The sequence below is a fragment of the Pseudomonas sp. AL03 genome (assembly GCF_029960815.1).
Taxonomy (GTDB): Bacteria; Pseudomonadota; Gammaproteobacteria; order Pseudomonadales; family Pseudomonadaceae; genus Aquipseudomonas.
This window is the reverse complement of the sequence record NZ_JASBRE010000010.1, coordinates 37,620-55,131: the sequence shown is the minus strand read 5'-3', so window position 1 is coordinate 55,131 and position 17,512 is coordinate 37,620. Positions and strand designations below refer to the sequence as shown.

Sequence of the window (17,512 nt, the reverse complement as noted above, 5' to 3'; positions counted from 1 at the left end):
CTGACCCCTCGAAAAACCGCCCTAGCGGTGTATGTTCTGTGCGACGGCAGTCACTGCCGTCACGTGATTTTATGTTGGTTTGTGCGCTGGTTTAACGCTGCTCATGTGCTTTGCCCCGCCGCTGGCGATCAACTCGGCCAGTGCGGAAACATCGAGCAACGCACACATGTGTTCAATCACGGTGCCCGCCAGCCATGGCCGTTGACCACGGTGGCTGCGCCATTTGATTTCGTCCGGGTCCAGGCGCAACGAGCGGCTGACCTGATGCACCGCCAGCCCCCACTCGTAGCCCTGAACCGAAATAACGTACTGCAGGCCCTGACGGAAATCGTCGCGGTAGCGGTCAGGCATGACCCACCGCGCGGTGTCCAACACTTTCAGGTTGCCGGCCTGGCTCGGCAGAATCCCGAGGAACCATTCCGGCTGACCAAACAGCGGCGTCAGCTCGTGGCCGGCCAGGGAGTAAATCGAGCCCAGACACACCAGCGGTACCGCCAGGGTCAACCCGGCGACATCGAACAACAGGCATTCGAATGGCTCGGCGGCCCATGACGGACGACCATCGGTTTCCACCGGTGGCGGCGTGTTGCTCGGCGGCAGATGGACGTCAACCACTGGCGGCACCAGGGCTTGCAGCAGCGGTGCGATAGTCGATACAGGCGCCAGAACCGGTGCCGGTGCTTCTTCGATCACAACAGGTGCTTTCACCACGGGGGCTACCACTGGCGCTACCTTCAGCGCGGCGACCACGGCGAGTTTCTGCGCATCACGAGCCTGTTCTTCAAGCACCGCCGCCTGGAATTCGTCCAGAGCTGCTTCAACCTCCACAACCTCGGGTAGCGCCTCGATTTCCGGCGGCAACTCTTCGGTCGCCTCCATCAGCAAGCTGTCCAGATAAGACTGGAGCGCGAGTTGCGGGCGCGAGGTGATTTTTACCGGGCGGTTCATCTCACGCCACCTGCGGGACAAGTTGTGCTGCCAGCAAATGCTTGAGCAGTGCGCGGTAGGCAAGAACACCACGGCTCTTGCCGTCAAATTGCGAAGGCGTCACCCCGGCCCGGCTGGCGTCACGCAAGCGGGTGTCGACTGGAATGTAGCCCTGCCAGATTTCTTCCGGGTACTTGTCGCGCAACACCCGCAGAGTGCCAAGGGAAGCCTGCGTGCGGCGGTCGAACAGGGTCGGCACGATGCTGAAGGGCAGCGCCTGTTTGCGTGAACGGTTGATCATCGCCAGGGTGTTGACCATGCGCTCCAGGCCTTTGACCGCCAAGTGCTCGGTCTGCACCGGAATTACCAATTGCTGGCTCGCCGCCAAGGCATTGACCATCAGCAAACCGAGCAACGGCGGGCTGTCGATCACGGCGTAGTCGAAGTCTTGCCACAGTTGCGCCAGGCTCTTGGCAATCACCAGGCCCAAGCCACTCTGACCCGGCGACTGGCGCTCGAGAGTCGCGAGTGCGGTGCTCGATGGCAACAGGGAAATACGCTCGTGGCTGGTGGGCAACAACAACTGACCAGGCAAGCCTTGCGGCACACTGCCCTTGTGCAGGAACAGGTCATAGCTGCTGTGTTCCAGACTGTCGGGGTCATAGCCGAAATAGCTGGTCATGGAGCCGTGGGGGTCGAGATCGACCACGACCACGCGCTTGCCCGCCTCGGCCAGTAAACCGGCTAAAGCGATAGAGGAAGTGGTTTTACCGACACCACCCTTTTGATTGGCGACTGCCCAGACTCTCATTCGGATTGTTCCTCCCGGTCGAAATGGTCGACCGAGAATTAGCTCAACGTATTAATGCGGGTGACGGAGAATTGACGGCGCTCTCTCGTACCGGCGACTTGACCGGGGTCGGTGCAGTTTGTGTGCCAGCACGCTTCAACGCGGCATCCGGATGCGCATTGGCCGTTCCGGTACCGGTGAGACTGCGGCGTACATCAAGATTTCGTGACACCACCAGCACAACCCGACGGTTACGCGCCCGCCCCTCGGCAGTCGCGTTGTTGGCCACTGGCTGGAACTCGCCGTAACCTACCGACGCCAGACGGCCAGGGTTCACACCCTGCATCGCCAGCATGCGCACGATGCTCGCCGAACGGGCCGAGGACAGCTCCCAGTTGGTCGGGTATTGCGCGGTGCGGATCGGTTGATCGTCAGTGAAGCCTTCAACGTGAATCGGGTTGTCGAACGGCTTCAGAATCGCGGCGACCTTGTCGATGATGTTGAACGCGATGTCACTGGGCATGGCGTCGCCACTGCCGAACAACAGGCTGGAATTGAGTTCGATCTCGACCCACAGCTCATTGCCGCGAATGGTCATCTGATTGGAGCTGATCAAGTCGCCGAACGCGGCGCTGATGTCGTCGGCGATGCTTTTGAGCGGATCGCTGGCACCCGCGATACCGGCGTCGACCTGCTCGGCGTCTTTAACCAGCGGCTTGGCCGGGGTCACGGTCTTCGGTCGCTCGTCGCCAATCGGGATCGGCTTGAGCGCACGATCCGAATCAGAGAACACGCCGATCAATGCTTCCGAAATGACTTTGTACTTGCCTTCGTTGATCGAAGAGATCGAGTACATCACCACGAAGAAAGCGAACAGCAACGTAATGAAGTCGGCGTACGAAACCAGCCAACGCTCATGGTTTACATGTTCTTCAGGTTGGCGACGACGTGCCATGGTCCATGTCTCCCATCAATCCATGAAGCCCTGAAGCTTCAACTCAATAGAGCGAGGGTTTTCACCTTCGGCGATCGACAGAATGCCTTCCAACAACATTTCGCGATAACGCGACTGTCGCAAAGCGACGGACTTGAGTTTGGCGGCAATCGGCAGCAGCACCAGGTTGGCACTGGCCACGCCGTAGATGGTCGCGACGAAGGCCACGGCAATGCCGCTCCCCAGTTGCGATGGATCGGCCAGGTTGCCCATCACGTGGATCAGGCCCATCACCGCACCAATGATGCCGATGGTCGGCGCGTAGCCGCCCATACTTTCGAAGACTTTGGCGGCTTCGATGTCGCGGCTCTCCTGGGTGAAGAAATCGACTTCCAGGATGCTGCGAATCGCTTCCGGCTCCGCGCCGTCCACCAGCAGTTGCAGGCCTTTGCGCGAGTAGTTGTCAGATTCGGCGTCGGCCACCCCTTCCAGCCCGAGCAGGCCTTCCTTGCGCGCGGTCAGGCTCCAGTTGACGACGCGATCGATGCCGCCGGCCAGGTCCACGCGAGGTGGAAACAGGATCCAGGCCAGAATCTGCATAGCGCGCTTGAAGGCGCTCATCGGCGCCTGCAGCAGCGCCGCACCGAGGGTCCCACCGAGTACGATCAACGCCGCCGGGCCGTTGGCCAGCGCGCCGAGGTGACCGCCTTCAAGGTAGTTGCCGCCAATGATGGCGACAAACGCCATGATGATCCCGATGAGGCTTAACACATCCATCAGATACAAGCCTCGACCAGATGCTTGCCAATATCATCCAGGCCGTACACCGCGTCGGCGAGTTCGGCTTTGACGATGGCCATCGGCATGCCGTAGATCACGCAGCTGGCTTCATCCTGGGCCCAAATCGAGCTGCCGCCCTGCTTGAGCAGACGCGCGCCTTCGCGACCATCGGCACCCATGCCGGTCAACACGACCGCCAGAACTTTGTCGCCGTAGGTCTTGGCCGCCGAACCGAAGGTGATGTCCACACACGGCTTGTAATTCAATCGCTCGTCACCCGGGAGAATTTTCACCGCGCCACGGCCGTCGATCATCATTTGCTTGCCACCCGGCGCCAGCAGCGCCAGGCCCGGACGCAGGATGTCACCATCCTCAGCTTCCTTGACGCTGATGCGGCAGAGCTTGTCCAGACGTTCGGCGAAGGCCTTGGTGAAGGCGGCCGGCATGTGCTGGATCAACACAATCGGTGCCGGGAAGTTGGCCGGCAATTGGGTCAGAACCCGCTGCAGGGCAACCGGGCCGCCAGTGGACGTACCGATGGCGACCAATCTGTAGGCTTTGCGTTTCGGCGCTGGCGACGACGAGGCGGGGGCGTGCGTACGCGCCGGAATCGACGCCGGTGACGGACGCGCAGGCACGCTGCTGCCGTAACTGCTGACGCTCGCAGGCGCAGGCGCAGGCGTCGGGGCTGGCGCGGCGACGGGTGCCGGAGCACTGTAGGTGCTGGCACGACGGTTACTGCGCGAGATGCTGAGAATCTTCTCGCACAGCAGTTGCTTGACCTTCTCCGGGTTGCGGGAGATGTCTTCGAAATTCTTCGGCAGGAAATCCACCGCGCCGGCGTCCAGCGCATCGAGAGTGACCCGAGCGCCTTCATGTGTCAGCGAGGAAAACATCAACACCGGGGTCGGGCAGCGCTGCATGATGTGCCGCACTGCCGTGATGCCATCCATCATCGGCATCTCGTAGTCCATGGTGATCACGTCTGGCTTGAGGGCCAGCGCCTGATCAATCGCCTCTTTTCCGTTGGTCGCCGTGCCGACGACCTGGATATTCGGATCCGCTGAAAGAATTTCCGAGACGCGGCGGCGGAAAAACCCCGAATCGTCCACCACCAGGACTTTAACTGCCATAAACACTCCGTTAGACGGAGCGAGGCTCAGTCGCCCCGCTCCACCAGAATCAAATACGCCGTGCGGCGTAACGCTTGAGCATGCTCGGAACATCGAGAATCAGCGCAATGCGGCCGTCACCGGTGATGGTGGCGCCGGACATGCCCGGGGTTCCCTGGAGCATTTTGCCCAATGGCTTGATGACCACTTCTTCCTGGCCCACCAGTTGATCGACGACGAAGCCGATCCGCTGAGTGCCCACCGAAAGGATCACCACATGGCCCTCGCGCTGCTCTTCGTGAGCGGCGGAGGCGACCAGCCAGCGTTTGAGGTAGAACAATGGCAGTGCCTTGTCCCGCACGATCACCACTTCCTGGCCGTCCACCACGTTGGTGCGCGACAGGTCGAGGTGGAAGATCTCGTTGACGTTCACCAGCGGGAACGCAAACGCCTGGTTGCCGAGCATGACCATCAGCGTCGGCATGATCGCCAGGGTCAACGGGACCTTGATGACGATCTTTGAGCCCTTGCCCTTGGTCGAATATATATTGATGGTGCCGTTGAGCTGGGCGATTTTGGTTTTCACCACGTCCATGCCCACGCCGCGTCCGGAGACATCGGAAATTTCGGTCTTGGTCGAGAAACCCGGCGCGAAGATCAGGTTGAAGCAATCAGACTCGCTGAGGCGATCTGCCGCATCCTTGTCCATCAAGCCTTTCTTCACGGCAATGCCGCGCAGAACATCGGCGTCCATGCCCTTGCCGTCATCAGAAATCGACAGCAGGATGTGGTCGCCTTCCTGTTCAGCGGACAGGATCACCTTGCCGCTGCGAGGCTTGCCCATCGCTTCGCGCTCGGCCGGCTCTTCGATACCGTGGTCAACCGAGTTGCGCACCAAGTGGACCAGCGGGTCGGCCAGGGCCTCGACGAGGTTCTTGTCGAGGTCGGTTTCTTCGCCGACCAGTTCCAGGTTGATCTCTTTCTTGAGCTGGCGAGCCAGGTCGCGAACCAGACGCGGGAAACGCCCGAAGACCTTCTTGATCGGTTGCATCCGGGTCTTCATGACCGCGGTTTGCAGGTCGGCCGTGACCACATCGAGGTTCGACACGGCCTTGGACATGGCTTCGTCGCCGCTGTTGAGGCCCAGACGGACCAAACGGTTACGCACCAGTACCAACTCGCCGACCATGTTCATGATTTCGTCGAGACGCGCGGTATCGACCCGCACGGTGGTCTCGGCTTCGCTGGCCGGTTTTTCCGCCGGTGGCGCGGCCGGCGCACGAGCCGGAGCCGGTGCAGCAACAACAGGCTTCGGCGCTTCGGCTTTAGGCTCGGGCGCTTTGGCAACGGGTTTCGCTGCTACAGCCTTGGCAATTGGCGCCGCAACCGAAGCGCTGGCGCCCGACGCGGTACCGACTTCAGTGAACTTGCCTTTGCCGTGCAACTCGTCGAGCAGTGATTCGAACTCGTGATCGGAGATCAGATCGCCGCCAGCCGCTTTAGCGGTTGGCGCAGCCGGGGCCGGGACCGCAGCAATGGCCGATTCCAGCGCATCAACGGCAAAGTTGCCCTTGCCGTGCAGCTGATCGAGCAGTGCTTCGAACTCGTCGTCGGTGATATCGGAGCTGTCGCCTGCCGCTTTCGGGGCAGCCGGTGCGGCTGGCGCCGGGGCCACCGCATCGACGGCGAACTGGCCTTTACCGTGCAGTTGATCGAGCAACGACTCGAACTCGGCATCGGTGATTTCGTCGCTGCCCGCCGCATTGCTGCTCGGCGCTGGCACAGCTGCCGGGGCTTCTGCCTGAGCCTTGACGGCGTTCAGCGAGTCCAGCAGTTGTTCGAATTCGTTATCGGTGATGTCGCCCGACTCGCTGTCGGCAGCCGGTATTTCGACCACGTCGGCAACCGGTGCGGCTTCTTCAATTTTCGGCTCGGCCAGATGGGCCAGAGCTGCCAACAATTCTGGCGTGGCAGCCGTGATCGGGCTGCGCTCGCGGACTTCGGTAAACATGCCGTTCACCGCATCCAGCGCTTCGAGAACCACGTCCATCAGTTCCGAGTCGACGCGACGTTCACCCTTGCGCAGGATGTCGAACACGTTCTCGGCGATGTGACAGCACTCCACCAGCTCGTTGAGCTGGAGGAAGCCGGCGCCTCCTTTTACAGTGTGAAAACCGCGAAAAATTGCATTGAGCAAGTCCGCATCATCGGGTCGGCTTTCAAGCTCGACCAGCTGTTCGGACAGTTGCTCTAGAATCTCGCCGGCCTCAACCAGGAAATCCTGAAGGATCTCTTCATCGGCGCCGAAGCTCATGTGTAGGGGTGCTCCTAGAATCCAAGGCTGGAAAGCAAATCGTCTACATCGTCCTGACCGGACACAACGTCTTCTCTTTTATCGGCATGAATCTGCGGACCTTCACCCTGAGAGAGATGTTTTTGCGGATCTTTTTCAGCCAGCATCGCTTCACGGTCATGTTCGATGCCCGCAAAGCGGTCCACCTGACTGGCCATAAGTACGAGCTTGAGCAGGTTGCTTTCAACTTCGGTGACCAATTGGGTCACACGCTTGATCACCTGACCGGTGAGGTCCTGGTAATCCTGAGCGAGCAGAATGTCGTTGAGGTTGCTCGACACCACGCGATTGTCTTCGCTGCTGCGGGTCAGGAAACCGTCGACTCGCCGGGCCAGTTCGCGGAACTCTTCAGCCCCGACTTCCCGACGCATGAACCGTCCCCAGTCGGTGCTCAAGGCCTGGGCTTCATCGCTCAGGCCGTTGACCAGCGGCGTGGCGTTCTCCACCAGGTCCATGGTGCGGTTGGCTGCGGCCTCGGTCAGCTTGACCACATAGCCCAGACGCTCGGTGGCGTCCGTGATCTGCGACACTTCCTCGGCTTGCGGCATGTTCGGGTCAATCTGGAAATTGACGATCGCGCTATGCAGCTCGCGAGTGAGCTTGCCCACTTCCTGGTACAGGCCGCGGTCACGGGTCTGGTTGAGCTCATGGATCAGTTGCACGGCGTCGCCGAACCTGCCTTTTTCAAGGCTTTCGACCAGTTCGACAGCGTGTTTTTTCAGGGTCGACTCGAAATCGCCCTGTGAAGATTCGTTATGCTCCATAGCTCCCCCGTGGCGCAGTTTCTTAACCGATGCGTTCGAAAATCTTTTCGATTTTTTCTTTCAACGCCTGGGCCGTAAAGGGTTTGACCACATAGCCGTTAACACCGGCCTGGGCTGCCTCGATGATCTGCTCGCGCTTGGCCTCAGCGGTCACCATCAGCACCGGCAGGTGCTTGAGCTTTTCATCGGCGCGCACGTGGCGCAGCAGATCGATACCGGTCATGCCGGGCATGTTCCAGTCCGTTACCAGAAAGTCGATGCTCCCGCTGTTGAGGACCGGAATGGCAGTGGTGCCATCATCGGCCTCGACCGTGTTGGTGAACCCAAGGTCACGCAACAGGTTTTTTATGATCCGCCGCATCGTTGAGAAGTCATCAACGATGAGGATTTTCATGTTCTTGTTCAATTCGACCTCCAAGCAGTCTTAAACGCGCCCAGCACCTGGACACGCCATTTCAATCAATCCGGCAAAGCACTCAATGACTGTCTGGAGCACAACAGATCGGGACTCGTGCGGTTCAACACCCCACCAGCCACGTTCGCAGTGTCCCCACACTGCCTTCAGCGCGCTCGCCACTCCCCCAAACGCCCCCGCAAACGGGCCGCGCACTGGCTGTGTAACTGGCTGACCCGAGACTCGCTGACCCCCAGGACCTCACCGATTTCCTTGAGATTCAACTCTTCGTCGTAGTACAGCGCCAACACCAGTCGCTCACGCTCCGGCAAATTGGCAATCGCGTCCGCCAGTGCCATCTGGAAGCGTTCATCTTCCAGATCGCGCGACGGTTCGAGATGAGCACTGGCGCCATCCTCGTGCAACCCTTCGTGTTCGCCGTCCTGCAACAGATCGTCGAAACTGAATAACCGGCTGCCCAGGGTGTCGTTCAAAATCCCGTAATAATCGTCGAGACTCAATTGGAGTTCGGCCGCAACCTCGTGATCTTTAGCGTCACGACCGGTTTTAGCTTCAATCGAGCGAATGGCGTCGCTGACCATCCGGGTATTGCGGTGGACCGAACGTGGCGCCCAGTCCCCCTTGCGCACTTCATCGAGCATCGCGCCGCGGATTCGAATGCCCGCGTACGTCTCGAAGCTCGCGCCTTTGCTGGCGTCGTATTTGGTCGACACTTCAAGCAGGCCGATCATCCCGGCCTGGATCAGGTCTTCGACCTGGACACTGGCCGGCAGACGCGCCAGCAAGTGGTAGGCAATGCGTTTAACCAGTGGCGCGTAACGCTCGATCAGCTCGTACTGCGCGTCACGTGCCGACTTCTTGTAGAGGTTGTAGCCGCTGGCTGTCATAGCACCGGTCCTGCCGTTTGTTGCACGAGGCGCTCGACGAAAAACTCCAGGTGCCCACGCGGGTTGGCAGGCAACGGCCAGGTATCGACCTTCTGTGCAATGGCCTTGAACGCCAGGGAGCACTTGGAACGCGGGAAGGCTTCATAGACGGCGCGCTGCTTCTGCACGGCCTTGCGCACGCTTTCGTCGTAAGGCACCGCGCCGACGTATTGTAAGGCGACGTCGAGGAAGCGATCCGTGACCTTGGTCAACTTGGCGAACAGGTTGCGACCTTCCTGCGGGCTCTGGGCCATGTTGGCCAGGACGCGGAAACGGTTCATGCCGTAATCGCGGTTTAGCAGTTTGATCAGCGCGTAGGCATCAGTGATCGAGGTCGGCTCGTCACAGACCACCAGCAAGACTTCTTGCGCTGCGCGAACGAAACTGACTACCGACTCACCAATGCCCGCAGCGGTGTCGATCACCAATACGTCGAGGTTGTCGCCGATATCGCTGAACGCTTGGATCAGGCCGGCGTGTTGGGCCGGGCTCAGATGAACCATGCTCTGTGTGCCGGACGCGGCCGGGACGATGCGGATGCCGCCAGGGCCTTGCAACAATACGTCGCGCAGCTCGCAGCGGCCTTCGATCACGTCGGCCAACGTACGTTTGGGTGTCAGTCCCAGCAGGACGTCGACGTTCGCCAGCCCCAGATCGGCGTCCAGCAGCATGACGCGCCGGCCGAGTTCAGCTAGAGCCAGGGACAAGTTCACTGACACGTTAGTTTTCCCGACGCCACCTTTGCCGCCGGTCACCGCGATCACCTGTACGGGATGCATGCTGCCCATGAATTTTCTTTACCTTGTCTTACTTAGACGGAGGCCACATTACTGGCTGCGCGTTCACAAAATGAACAATGCATGGCAGACCATCGATGTAGGTACAAAAACAGTTCATTAATACCTCAGCCGACCTGCTTGGTCGGGCTGTGGTAAATATCAGCGAACATGTCAGCCATGGCTTCTTCGCTGGGTTCTTCTTGCATTTGCACGCTGACGGCGCGACTGACCAACTGATGACGACGCGGCAGATGCAAATCATCCGGAATCCGCGGGCCATCGGTCAGGTAGGCCACCGGCAATTCATGACTGATGGCCAGGCTCAACACCTCGCCCAGACTTGCCGTTTCATCCAGTTTAGTCAGGATGCAGCCAGCGAGCCCACAACGCTTGTAACTGTGATAAGCGGCCGTTAGAACCTGTTTCTGGCTGGTGGTTGCCAACACCAGATAATTTTTCGATTTGATCCCACGACCGGCCAGGCTTTCGAGCTGCATGCGCAGTGCCGGATCGCTGGCCTGGAGGCCCGCGGTATCGATCAGCACCACGCGTTTGCGCAGCAAGGGCTCCAGCGCCTGCACCAGCGACTGACCCGGATCGACGTGAGTCACCGACACATTGAGGATCCGGCCGAGGGTCTTGAGCTGCTCCTGAGCGCCAATACGGTAGCTGTCCATGCTCACCAACGCGATATTCTGCGCGCCGTACTTGAGCACGTAGCGGGCAGCGAGCTTGGCCAGCGTGGTGGTCTTGCCCATGCCGGCAGGGCCGACCATGGCAATCACACCGCCCTCTTCCAGCGGCTCGACTTCCGGTGTGGCGATCATCCGCGCCAGGTGCGCCAGCAACATGCGCCAGGCCTGACGAGGTTCTTCAATATCGGTAATCAGCGCCAGCAAATCGCGCGACAACGGGCCGGACAGGCCGATGCGTTGCAGGCGACGCCAAAGATTGGCCTGGGCCGGACGGCTGCCTTGCAGCTGATTCCAGGCCAGGGAGCCGAGTTGCACTTCCATCAGTTCGCGCAAGCTGTTGAGTTCGAAACGCATCGAGTCGAACGCCCGCGGGTCCACACCACCGGAGGCTGGCGCAGCGGCCGGTGCAGGCCGACGGGGTTCGGCGTAGGTCGGTTCGATCAGCGGCTCGGCCGCGGTCAGTGGCAGGCCGGCGAACAACTGGCGATTGGTGCTCTTGTCGCTCTCGCCTTCGCCTCGCAGGCTCAGTTCGGCCTGGGCGGTAACGATCCGCGACTGGGTCTTGCGCAGCTCGTCTTCGAGTTCCATGTTCGGAACGCGCGGGGCCAGCGCCGACAACTTGTAATCCAGGGCAGCCGTCAACTCGACACCACCGGCGATCCGGCGGTTGCCAATGATGGCGGCTTCAGCGCCCAACTCATCACGAACCAGTTTCATGGCCTGACGCATATCGGCGGCGAAAAAACGCTTAACTTGCATAAACCACTACCTCAGCCGTTGGGCCCTACTGTCGCAACGATGGTCACTTGCTTGTTGTCAGGAATTTCCTGATACGCCAACACGTGCAAACCCGGGACTGCCAGTCGGCCGAATCGCGACAGCATCGCGCGAACCGGACCGGCTACCAGCAGAATCACCGGTTGACCTTGCATTTCCTGACGCTGCGCCGCATCGATCAACGAGCGTTGCAGTTTTTCAGCCATGCTTGGCTCCAGCAGAACGCCCTCTTCCGAGCCTTGTCCTGCCTTCTGAAGACTATTGAGCAATATTTGTTCCAACCTTGGCTCCAGGGTGATCACTGGTAGCTCGGAGTCAGTGCCTACAATGCTTTGGACGATTGCGCGGGATACGCCGACGCGCACGGCGGCCACCAGCGCGGCAGTATCTTGACTCTTGGCGGCATTGTTGGCGATGGCCTCGGCAATGCTGCGAATGTCCCGTACTGGCACCTGTTCGGCCAGCAAAGCCTGCAAGACTTTGAGCAGCTGCGACAGAGACACCACGCCAGGCACCAGCTCTTCAGCCAGTTTCGGCGAGCTTTTAGCCAACAATTGCATGAGTTGCTGCACTTCTTCGTGACCGATCAACTCGCTCGAGTGCTTGTACAAAATCTGGTTCAAGTGGGTTGCCACTACCGTACTGGCATCGACCACGGTGTAACCGAGGGATTGCGCCTGGGCACGCTGGCTGATTTCGATCCAGACCGCCTCCAGACCGAAAGCCGGATCTTTGGCGGTAATGCCGTTGAGCATCCCGTAGACCTGCCCCGGGTTGATCGCCAGTTCGCGGTCCGGGTAAATCTCCGCTTCGGCCAGGATCACCCCCATCAGGGTCAGGCGATAGGCACTCGGCGCCAGGTCGAGGTTGTCACGGATATGCACGGTCGGCATCAGGAAGCCCAGATCCTGCGACAGCTTCTTGCGCACACCTTTGATCCGCGCCAGCAACTGACCACCCTGGTTGCGGTCCACCAGCGGTATCAGCCGGTACCCGACTTCCAGGCCGATCATGTCAATCGGGGTCACGTCGTCCCAGCCAAGCTCCTTGGTTTCCTGGGCGCGAGCGGGCGATGGCAACAGTTCCTGCTGACGCTTGACCTCTTGCAAGGCCTGAACCTTGACCACGTTCTGCTTCTTCCAGAACAGGTACGCGCCGCCGGCCGCCACGGCCGCCATGCTGAGAAAGGAGAAGTGCGGCATGCCGGGCACCAGGCCCATGACCGCCATCATACCCGCCGCCACTGCCAACGCTTTCGGCGAGGCGAACATCTGGCGATTGATCTGCTTGCCCATGTCTTCCGAACCGGAAGCACGGGTCACCATGATCGCTGCAGCTGTAGATAAAAGCAGTGATGGCAATTGCGCCACCAAACCGTCACCGATGGTCAACAAGGCGTACACCCGACCGGCATCGCCGAAGGTCATGCCGTGCTGGAAGATACCGACCGCCATGCCGCCGATCAGATTGATGAACAGAATCAGCAGGCCGGCAATGGCGTCACCGCGAACGAACTTGCTGGCACCGTCCATGGAGCCGTAGAACTCGGCTTCCTGGGCCACTTCCATCCGGCGCATTTTGGCTTGGTTCTGATCGATCAGGCCGGCGTTCAAGTCGGCGTCGATTGCCATTTGTTTACCCGGCATCGCATCGAGGGTGAAGCGCGCGCTCACCTCGGAAATCCGCCCGGCACCCTTAGTCACTACGACGAAGTTGATGATCATCAAAATCGCGAAGACCACGATACCGACCACGTAGTTACCGCCGATCACCACCTCACCGAAGGCCTGGATCACCTTACCGGCGGAGGCGTGACCGTCCTGACCGTGGAGCATCACCACCCGCGTGGAGGCCACGTTCAACGCCAGCCGCAGTAGCGTCGCCACCAGCAGAATGGTCGGAAACACCGCGAAATCCAGCGGTCGCAAGGCATAAACGCACACCAGCAACACCACGATCGACAAGGCAATATTGAACGTGAAGAACACGTCCAGCAGGAACGGCGGGATCGGCAACATCATCATCGCCAGCATGACCAGCAGCAACAACGGCACACCCAGATTGCCCCGACTTAAGTCGGCAACGTTTGTGCGAGCACTGTTGAGTAACTGAGAGCGATCCACCGGTTTTCCCCGTTCCTTTAAAGCAAACTTTTGACGCCTGAAGCAGGCGCAAAGCGGCTACTGCAAGAAGCCTTCCAACTTTTGCGGGGGTGGAAAATAGAGGGATTGATTAAGCCTTTGTAGCAGCTGTCGAGCCTGCGAGGCTGCGCTTGAGCCGGGGTCGCGCTCGACCGAAGTCCTCGCAAGGATTTTACGACTGCTGCGCAGCCGAACGCAGCCTCGCAGGCTCGGCAGCTGCTACAGGGTGCAGGGATCAGGAATCGCGCCGCAGATCCGGCGGAATCGGCAGATCGCCCTTGAGCGGATCCGGGCGCTTGCCCTTGCCGGCGCGGTGCTGGCGGATCTGGTAGACGTAAGCGAGCACCTGGGCGACGGCAAGATAGAGCCCGCCAGGGATTTCCTGATCAAGTTCGGTGGAGTAGTAGATCGAACGTGCCAGCGCCGGCGACTCAAGCAGCAGCACGTCGTTGGCCACAGCAATTTCACGGATTTTCAAGGCCAGGAAGTCGCTGCCCTTGGCGATCAGCATCGGCGCCCCGCCCTTGTCCGGATCGTACTTGAGCGCTACGGCGTAGTGTGTCGGGTTGGTGATGACCACATCGGCGTCGGGGATTGCCGCCATCATCCGGCGCTGGGACATGTCGCGCTGCAGCTGGCGAATCCGTTGTTTGACCTCCGGCCGCCCTTCCTGATCTTTATGCTCGTCACGCACTTCCTGCTTGGTCATCAGCAGTTTCTTGTGGCTCTCCCAGAGCTGCACCGGGACATCCACCGCAGCGATAACGATCAGCCCGCAAGACATCCACAACGTACTCCAGCCTACCACCTGCAAGCAGTGGATGATGGCCAGTTCCAATGGTTCGTGTGCGATGCGTATCAGGTCATCAATGTCCGATGACAACACTAAAAGCGCCACGGTAAGGGTGATGAAAAATTTCGCCAGCGCCTTGAGCAGCTCAGCCACAGCCTTGAACGAAAACATGCGCTTGAGGCCGGCAGCGGGGTTCATCCGACTGAACTTCGGTGCCAGGGAACTGGCCGCGAACAGCCAGCCGCCCAGGGAAATCGGCCCGATCAATGCTACCAGGACCAGGGTGATCATGATGGGTTGAATCGCCAGCAACGCCATCAGTCCCGAGTTCATCAGATAAGTGCCCATCGAGCGCTGATCGAGGATGACTTCTCGCGGCAGAGAAAAATTCTGTCGCATCAACTCCATCAAATCCTGCGCCAGGGCTCCGCCGAAAATCAGCAGCGCAGCAGAACCAGCCAGCATGATCGCCAGCGTGTTGAGCTCCTTGGAGCGCGCAATCTCGCCTTTCTCGCGAGAGTCCTTTTTACGTTTCTCCGTGGGGTCTTCTGTTTTGTCCTGACCGCTTTCGCTCTCAGCCATGACTCAGCGCGCCTGTGCCAGTTCGCGTAAAAACTGCAAGGCCTCGGAGGCCAGCGGTTGATACTGATTGAGGATGTCCGCAAGCCCCACCCAGAGGATGTACATCCCGAGCACCAGGGTCAGCGGGAAGCCGATGGAGAAGATGTTCAGCTGCGGCGCCGCCCGGGTCATGATGCCAAACGCAATGTTCACTACCAGCAGCGCGGTGATCGCTGGCAGCACCAGCATAAGAGCAGCCCCAAGGACCCAACCGAGCTTGCCGGCCAGCTCCCAGAAATGATTGACCATAAACCCGCTACCGACGGGCAGCGTGGTGAAGCTTTCGGTGAGGACTTCGAACACCACGAGATGGCCATTCATCGACAGGAACAACAGCGTCACCAGCATGGTGAAGAACTGCCCGATCACTGCCACCGACACACCGTTGGTAGGGTCGACCATGGAAGCGAAGCCCATGCCCATCTGAATGGAGACGATCTGCCCGGCAACCACGAAGGCCTGGAAGAACAGCTGCAAGGAGAACCCCAGTACCGCGCCGATGATGATCTGCTCGGCGATCAGCAGCAGCCCGCTCAGATCCAGCGCATTCACCGGCGGCATGGGTGGCAGGCCGGGGGCAATGACCACGGTAATGGCCACAGCGAAATAGAGGCGGATCCGCGTGGGCACCAGGCTCGTACCGAATATCGGCATGACCATCAGCAACGAACCGACGCGAAACAGCGGCAACATGAACGTCGCCACCCAGGTACTGATCTGGGTGTCAGTCAGCTGGAGCAGCGACATGGCTTAGCCGATAACCTGAGGAATATTGCCGTACAACTGCAGGATGTATTCCATGAAGGTCTGCACCAGCCACGGACCGGCGACAATCAGCGTCACCAGCATCACCAGCAAGCGCGGCAGAAAGCTCAGCGTCTGTTCGTTGATCTGCGTAGCGGCCTGGAACATTGCCACCAACAGGCCCACGAGCAAACTCGGAATCACCAGCACGGCAACCATCATGGTGGTCAGCCACAGTGCCTCCCGAAAGATGTCTACCGCAACTTCTGGCGTCATGGCGATACACCGCCGAAGCTGCTCGCCAGCGTACCGATGATCAACGCCCAGCCATCCACCAGCACGAACAGCATGATCTTGAACGGCAGCGAAATGATCAGCGGCGAGAGCATCATCATGCCCATGGCCATCAGCACACTGGCCACGACCAGGTCGATGATCAGGAACGGAATGAAGATCATGAAGCCAATCTGGAAGGCGGTTTTCAGCTCGGACGTGACGAACGCCGGGACCAAAATGGTCAGCGGAGCCTGATCCGGCGACGCGATATCAGTGCGTTTGGACAAGCGCATGAACAACTCCAGATCGCTGCTGCGGGTCTGGGCGAGCATGAAGTCCTTGATCGGCACCTGGGCCTTGGCCACGGCGTCTTGAGCGGTGAGCTTCTCCGCCAGATACGGTTGCAAGGCATCTTGATTAACACGGTCGAACACCGGCGCCATGATGAACAGCGTCAGGAACAGCGCCATACCCGTGAGGATTTGGTTAGACGGTGTCTGCTGCAGGCCCAGGGCCTGACGCAGGATCGAGAAGACGATGATGATCCGGGTAAAACTGGTCATCAGCATGACGAACGCCGGGATAAAACTCAGCGCGGTCATGATCAGCAGGATTTGCAGGCTGACCGAATATTCCTGAGCGCCTTCGGCATTGGTACCCAGGGTGATCGCCGGGATCGACAACGGATCGGCGGCGAACGCCAGCGGCGCGGCCAGCATCAGGGCCAGCATCAAGACGATGCGTAACGCACCCATTACTTCTTATCCTTCTGATCCTTGCCCATCAACTCCATCAGGCGCTGGGCAAACTCGGGGGTCGCTTTTTCAGTACCGCTGGGCACTTGCACCGGCTCCTTGAGCACGTGCAACGCGGTGATGGTGCCGGGGCTCAAGCCAAGCAGAATCTGCTCGTTGCCGACCTGCACCAGCATCAACCGGTCGCGAGGGCCCAGCGCGCGGGAACCGATCAGCGCGATCACCTGCCCTTTGCCGGCCGGCCCGGCCTGTTGCACCCGACGCAATAGCCAGGCGAGGAAGAAGATCAACCCCAGCACCAGCAGTAAACCGAACACCAACTGTGTCAATTGCCCGCCCACACCACTGCTGACCGCGGGTGCGACGGCGGTGGCAGCCGTCGCCACCGGCTCGGCAGCCAGAACGCTGAACGGCAAGGCAAAAAGAACGCCCAGAACCTTTTTCACTTAGCGCAGCTTCTTGATGCGTTCGCTTGGGCTGATCACGTCGGTCAGGCGGATGCCGAACTTCTCGTTGACCACCACCACTTCGCCGTGAGCGATGAGCGTGCCGTTGACCAGCACGTCCAGCGGTTCACCGGCCAGACGATCGAGCTCGATCACCGAACCCTGGTTGAGTTGCAGCAGGTTGCGAATGTTGATGTCGGTGCTGCCGACTTCCATGGAAATCGATACCGGGATATCGAGGATCACGTCCAGGTTCGGACCGTCCAGGGTGACTGGATTGTTGTTTTTCGGCACGCTGCCGAATTCTTCCATCGGCAGACGGTTGGACGGCGAACTGGCGGCGTCGGCGGCCAGCAAGGCGTCGATGTCGTCCTGCCCGGCATCGCCGGTTTCTTCCAGGGCAGCAGCCCATTCATCGGCCAGCGCCTGGTCGTCCTGGGTATTCATATCGTCAGCCATCATGTGTCCTCGGCGGGCAACCATT

At 60.0% G+C, this 17,512-nt stretch carries 18 protein-coding genes; all 18 read right to left on the bottom strand.

Features of this window, described 5'->3' with window-relative positions; translation table 11 throughout:
* Nucleotides 1–69: 69 nt before the first annotated feature.
* Entirely contained in the window at nucleotides 70–948 is an 879-nt protein-coding gene (locus QK293_RS12065) for a CheW domain-containing protein (protein WP_282377510.1), read from the bottom strand.
* 1 nt (nucleotide 949) lies between these two features.
* Nucleotides 950–1,738, bottom strand: coding sequence for a ParA family protein (locus QK293_RS12060; RefSeq protein WP_282377508.1), 789 nt, complete (start codon nucleotides 1,736–1,738; stop codon nucleotides 950–952).
* 43 nt (nucleotides 1,739–1,781) lie between these two features.
* Nucleotides 1,782–2,672 (bottom strand): flagellar motor protein MotD, encoded by an 891-nt coding sequence (gene motD, locus QK293_RS12055; RefSeq protein WP_282377507.1) that lies wholly within the window; start codon nucleotides 2,670–2,672, stop codon nucleotides 1,782–1,784.
* A 15-nt stretch (nucleotides 2,673–2,687) separates the two neighbouring features.
* Nucleotides 2,688–3,428, bottom strand: a complete 741-nt coding sequence (locus QK293_RS12050) for a flagellar motor protein (RefSeq protein ID WP_282377506.1) — start codon at nucleotides 3,426–3,428, stop codon at nucleotides 2,688–2,690.
* Nucleotides 3,428–4,564 (bottom strand): chemotaxis response regulator protein-glutamate methylesterase, encoded by a 1,137-nt coding sequence (locus QK293_RS12045; protein WP_282377505.1) that lies wholly within the window; start codon nucleotides 4,562–4,564, stop codon nucleotides 3,428–3,430. Before QK293_RS12045 ends, QK293_RS12050 begins: the two co-directional genes overlap by 1 nt.
* Before the next feature lie 49 nt (nucleotides 4,565–4,613).
* The gene (locus QK293_RS12040) at nucleotides 4,614–6,857 is read right to left on the bottom strand and encodes a chemotaxis protein CheA (RefSeq protein WP_282377504.1); all 2,244 of its coding nucleotides are present in this window, start codon (nucleotides 6,855–6,857) and stop codon (nucleotides 4,614–4,616) included.
* Nucleotides 6,858–6,871: 14 nt separating this feature from the next.
* On the bottom strand, nucleotides 6,872–7,660 hold the full coding sequence (locus QK293_RS12035; protein ID WP_282377503.1) for a protein phosphatase CheZ: 789 nt from the start codon (nucleotides 7,658–7,660) through the stop codon (nucleotides 6,872–6,874).
* Between the two features lie 22 nt (nucleotides 7,661–7,682).
* The gene (locus QK293_RS12030) at nucleotides 7,683–8,054 is read right to left on the bottom strand and encodes a chemotaxis response regulator CheY (protein ID WP_003183998.1); all 372 of its coding nucleotides are present in this window, start codon (nucleotides 8,052–8,054) and stop codon (nucleotides 7,683–7,685) included.
* A 167-nt stretch (nucleotides 8,055–8,221) separates the two neighbouring features.
* On the bottom strand, nucleotides 8,222–8,962 hold the full coding sequence (gene fliA, locus QK293_RS12025; RefSeq protein ID WP_282377502.1) for an RNA polymerase sigma factor FliA: 741 nt from the start codon (nucleotides 8,960–8,962) through the stop codon (nucleotides 8,222–8,224).
* Complete coding sequence (gene fleN, locus QK293_RS12020; protein WP_007975361.1) at nucleotides 8,959–9,789, bottom strand: flagellar synthesis regulator FleN; 831 nt, start codon at nucleotides 9,787–9,789, stop codon at nucleotides 8,959–8,961. Before fleN ends, fliA begins: the two co-directional genes overlap by 4 nt.
* 116 nt (nucleotides 9,790–9,905) lie before the next feature.
* Nucleotides 9,906–11,234 (bottom strand): flagellar biosynthesis protein FlhF, encoded by a 1,329-nt coding sequence (gene flhF / locus QK293_RS12015; protein WP_282377501.1) that lies wholly within the window; start codon nucleotides 11,232–11,234, stop codon nucleotides 9,906–9,908.
* Between the two features lie 11 nt (nucleotides 11,235–11,245).
* On the bottom strand, nucleotides 11,246–13,375 hold the full coding sequence (flhA, locus tag QK293_RS12010; protein WP_282377500.1) for a flagellar biosynthesis protein FlhA: 2,130 nt from the start codon (nucleotides 13,373–13,375) through the stop codon (nucleotides 11,246–11,248).
* 253 nt (nucleotides 13,376–13,628) lie between these two features.
* A complete protein-coding gene (gene flhB, locus QK293_RS12005; protein WP_282377499.1) occupies nucleotides 13,629–14,768 on the bottom strand; it encodes a flagellar biosynthesis protein FlhB in 1,140 nt (379 codons plus the stop codon).
* Between the two features lie 3 nt (nucleotides 14,769–14,771).
* On the bottom strand, nucleotides 14,772–15,554 hold the full coding sequence (gene fliR, locus QK293_RS12000) for a flagellar biosynthetic protein FliR (protein WP_282377498.1): 783 nt from the start codon (nucleotides 15,552–15,554) through the stop codon (nucleotides 14,772–14,774).
* Between the two features lie 3 nt (nucleotides 15,555–15,557).
* A complete protein-coding gene (gene fliQ, locus QK293_RS11995) occupies nucleotides 15,558–15,827 on the bottom strand; it encodes a flagellar biosynthesis protein FliQ (protein ID WP_010456946.1) in 270 nt (89 codons plus the stop codon).
* Nucleotides 15,824–16,582 (bottom strand): flagellar type III secretion system pore protein FliP, encoded by a 759-nt coding sequence (fliP, locus tag QK293_RS11990; protein WP_282377497.1) that lies wholly within the window; start codon nucleotides 16,580–16,582, stop codon nucleotides 15,824–15,826. Before fliP ends, fliQ begins: the two co-directional genes overlap by 4 nt.
* Nucleotides 16,582–17,028, bottom strand: coding sequence for a flagellar biosynthetic protein FliO (fliO, locus tag QK293_RS11985; RefSeq protein WP_282377496.1), 447 nt, complete (start codon nucleotides 17,026–17,028; stop codon nucleotides 16,582–16,584). The genes fliP and fliO overlap by 1 nt, the downstream gene beginning before the upstream one ends.
* The gene (gene fliN, locus QK293_RS11980; RefSeq protein WP_282377495.1) at nucleotides 17,029–17,487 is read right to left on the bottom strand and encodes a flagellar motor switch protein FliN; all 459 of its coding nucleotides are present in this window, start codon (nucleotides 17,485–17,487) and stop codon (nucleotides 17,029–17,031) included.
* Nucleotides 17,488–17,512: the final 25 nt, after the last annotated feature.

Excerpts from the sequence above, each read along its gene's own strand:
- QK293_RS12065 (WP_282377510.1), bottom strand. The coding sequence starts at position 948 with ATGAACCGCCCGGTAAAAATCACCTCGCGCCCGCAACTCGCGCTCCAG.
- QK293_RS12060 (WP_282377508.1), bottom strand. The coding sequence starts at position 1,738 with ATGAGAGTCTGGGCAGTCGCCAATCAAAAGGGTGGTGTCGGTAAAACC.
- motD (WP_282377507.1), bottom strand. The coding sequence starts at position 2,672 with ATGGCACGTCGTCGCCAACCTGAAGAACATGTAAACCATGAGCGTTGG.
- QK293_RS12050 (WP_282377506.1), bottom strand. The coding sequence starts at position 3,428 with ATGGATGTGTTAAGCCTCATCGGGATCATCATGGCGTTTGTCGCCATC.
- QK293_RS12045 (WP_282377505.1), bottom strand. The coding sequence starts at position 4,564 with ATGGCAGTTAAAGTCCTGGTGGTGGACGATTCGGGGTTTTTCCGCCGC.
- QK293_RS12040 (WP_282377504.1), bottom strand. The coding sequence starts at position 6,857 with ATGAGCTTCGGCGCCGATGAAGAGATCCTTCAGGATTTCCTGGTTGAG.
- QK293_RS12035 (WP_282377503.1), bottom strand. The coding sequence starts at position 7,660 with ATGGAGCATAACGAATCTTCACAGGGCGATTTCGAGTCGACCCTGAAA.
- QK293_RS12030 (WP_003183998.1), bottom strand. The coding sequence starts at position 8,054 with ATGAAAATCCTCATCGTTGATGACTTCTCAACGATGCGGCGGATCATA.
- fliA (WP_282377502.1), bottom strand. The coding sequence starts at position 8,962 with ATGACAGCCAGCGGCTACAACCTCTACAAGAAGTCGGCACGTGACGCG.
- fleN (WP_007975361.1), bottom strand. The coding sequence starts at position 9,789 with ATGGGCAGCATGCATCCCGTACAGGTGATCGCGGTGACCGGCGGCAAA.
- flhF (WP_282377501.1), bottom strand. The coding sequence starts at position 11,234 with ATGCAAGTTAAGCGTTTTTTCGCCGCCGATATGCGTCAGGCCATGAAA.
- flhB (WP_282377499.1), bottom strand. The coding sequence starts at position 14,768 with ATGGCTGAGAGCGAAAGCGGTCAGGACAAAACAGAAGACCCCACGGAG.
- fliR (WP_282377498.1), bottom strand. The coding sequence starts at position 15,554 with ATGTCGCTGCTCCAGCTGACTGACACCCAGATCAGTACCTGGGTGGCG.
- fliQ (WP_010456946.1), bottom strand. The coding sequence starts at position 15,827 with ATGACGCCAGAAGTTGCGGTAGACATCTTTCGGGAGGCACTGTGGCTG.
- fliP (WP_282377497.1), bottom strand. The coding sequence starts at position 16,582 with ATGGGTGCGTTACGCATCGTCTTGATGCTGGCCCTGATGCTGGCCGCG.
- fliN (WP_282377495.1), bottom strand. The coding sequence starts at position 17,487 with ATGGCTGACGATATGAATACCCAGGACGACCAGGCGCTGGCCGATGAA.